The 2,194-nt window shown below is 35.9% G+C and carries 2 protein-coding genes; both read right to left on the bottom strand.

Annotated elements, in window-relative coordinates:
* On the bottom strand, nucleotides 1–1,566 hold a 1,566-nt coding region (locus ACE1B6_RS16265), incomplete at its 3' end, for a HAMP domain-containing protein (RefSeq protein ID WP_413258298.1).
* Nucleotides 1,544–2,194: response regulator (locus tag ACE1B6_RS16260; RefSeq protein ID WP_413258297.1), on the bottom strand; the 651-nt coding region annotated here is incomplete at its 5' end. The genes ACE1B6_RS16265 and ACE1B6_RS16260, both read right to left, overlap by 23 nt.

Below are 2,194 nucleotides of genomic sequence, written 5' to 3'. Positions count from 1 at the left end.
TAATGTGAGTAAATATTCTCCACTTCGATAGATAATTCCGGCATTTTCAACTTGGTCAGAGGGAAAATTTTTGCTACGTAACATCAATTGGGAAAAGCCGAGAATTGCATTTAGGGGCGATCGCAATTCATGACTCATATTAGCAATAAATGTACTTTTAGCTTGATTTGCAACTTCGGCTTTTTCTTTGGCAATGGCTAACTCAGCAGTACGTTCTTTTACCCGATGTTCTAAAGTTTCAAAAGATGTTTGTAATTGACTTGCCATACTATTAAAAGCATTGGACAAAGTATCTAATTCAGAAATTCCTTTGATATTTACAACCTGATTCATTTCGCCTTTGGCGATCGCACTACTAGCTTGGCTTAATCGCCCGATCGGAATTGTAATCCAACGGGCTGTTAAAATACCGATGCCTATTGCTATCAATAAAGTCAAAATACATAACAGAATTGTCCATTGTCTATTAGCCTGAATTTCTGCCATGAAATCAGTTTCAGGAATAATTATAATTGTCAACCAATCAAAATCTTTTTCTACTTGCAAAGGGACAATTTCCACAAAGTAAGCTTTCCCATCAATTTGAATGCGAAGATATTGCTTTTTCTTGATTGCCTGAAAACCTCGAAAATAATTATTTAAATAAGTAGCTATTTTCTGAGTTACTAAATTACTACTGTTAACAATATTCAATCTCCGTTTGGCGGGATCTAAATTTTTGACGGAATTTTTCTGATTATCTTCAGCCAGTAAGCCAGGAATAAAAGGAGTTTCTCCGGTGGAAGTGGCAATGAATAATCCATTTCGTTCTATAATTAAAGCCTGACCAGTTTTACCAATTTTGATACTTTTCAAAAAATTACTTAATCGACCTAGAGAAACTGAATTGCCGAGAACTCCTCGAAAATTATTATTGCGATCGTAAAACGGCACACCATTAGCAGCAATCAAGATCAGATCGTCGGTCTTAAACTGAGAAACAAGAATGTCCCAAATTAGACGATTTTCCTGTTTTGCTCTTCTATACCAAGGTGTATTAGGAGCATTATTAAGGGGTTCATAAGTTGTGGAACGTCTGAGGAATTTGATACGCTTTCCTTGACTGTTAGTTAAATAATTATCGAAGTAGTTATTAGTTGATTTATCCTTAATCCTTACACCATAAATGCCATCATCAGTTACTCCTAATGTTAAGACATCTTTTTGTTCGTTGGCAATAATGAAACCGCCTATACTCTTAAAAGTGTTCATTTGCTGCCAAAAATATCGCTCTACGATGGCTAAATCTTGCCAGTTGAGGACACCTAATTTGATAGCATTGGCATTATTCTTAGCAACTTTTGTGGGTTGAGCGAGATAATTAGCTAAATTTTGCTCGATGCGATCGCCAATTTCCGACATCAAAGGTTTCGCCATATTTTCTACCGCTTGTTGTCCACTACGGTAAGAAAGATAACCAACTAGTCCTACTGCTCCAATAATTTGCAGGACAAAGGGAGTAATTAACAATAATCTTAGGGGTATTTGTCTGTCTTTTTTAAGTTTATGAAGGTACTCGCTCATCATGGGTTATTAATGATTCCGTTAGGTCAAGCAGTTGCTCAAATTGAAATTCTTGTACCAGTTGTGTGAGAAATTGTATCAAATAACTTTCTTGCGGGGTAATTTCTGTAATCAATTGCAAGATCATCTGAGAATTTACCTCAAGAGCCGCTTGATTTAGTTTGATTATCCACTCTTGAGACATACAGGTTAACTGTTGTGAGATTAAAGCATTATCTCTAGGAATATTCGGGGTAGAAGGTTTGGTTTCTGCATAGATATATTTGACTCCTAAATGTTTGGCTAAAATGTCAAAAATAGTGTGTTCCGTAAAGGGTTTGCGAATAAAGTCATCGCATCCAGAGGAAAGAACGATCACTTTTTCTTCTTCTAAAACACTTGCAGTTACCGCAACGATCGCTGTAGCATTACCTTTAGTAGTGGATTTAATATGTTTTGTCGCTTCGTAACCATCCATGACAGGCATTCTCATATCCATAAAAATTAAATTAGGTTCCCATTCATCCCAAATAGCGATCGCTTCCATTCCATTAGTAGCTTCTTTTAATTCAAATCCCAAAGGACTGAGCAATTTAATTAATAATTGGCGATTAATTGGTTTGTCATCTACTGTGAGAATTTTATAAGTTGG

It is taken from the genome of Floridaenema fluviatile BLCC-F154 (assembly GCF_041929135.1).
Taxonomy (GTDB): Bacteria; Cyanobacteriota; Cyanobacteriia; order Cyanobacteriales; family Aerosakkonemataceae; genus Floridanema; species Floridanema fluviatile.
The sequence above is the reverse complement of the archived record's forward strand: the minus strand, read 5'-3'. Positions and strand labels throughout refer to the sequence as shown.